Consider the following 288-nt stretch of genomic DNA (forward strand, 5'->3'; position numbering starts at 1 on the left):
CTGTTGAGCTTGGCGGTCTTGCTGTAGCCCTTCAAAGAGCTGACCGGCTGCGCATCGGAAAGCTTGCAGGTAAGTAAGTAATCGCCGTTGGCGTTCTTGGTCACCGTGGTGGTGTCCCACACGGTGCTGGCCGAGGCCTTGCCCTTGTCGAGCGTCACCGTCAGATCTTCGTCCAACGAGGTGAAGAGCTTGCCACACGGGGCGGCCTTTTGGTAATCCTGGGGATTGTCGTGGTTGGCAGCCGGGTACACGTAGACGTCCAGGGCGTACAGATCCTCCTTGAGGGAG

1 protein-coding gene is annotated in these 288 nt (G+C 59.4%); it reads right to left on the reverse strand.

Features of this window, described 5'->3' with window-relative positions:
* On the reverse strand, nucleotides 1–288 hold a 288-nt coding region (locus PZH32_RS13915; RefSeq protein ID WP_275208859.1), incomplete at both ends, for a hypothetical protein.

The organism is Adlercreutzia equolifaciens (assembly GCF_029076695.1).
In the GTDB taxonomy this organism is placed as follows: Bacteria; Actinomycetota; Coriobacteriia; order Coriobacteriales; family Eggerthellaceae; genus Adlercreutzia; species Adlercreutzia equolifaciens_A.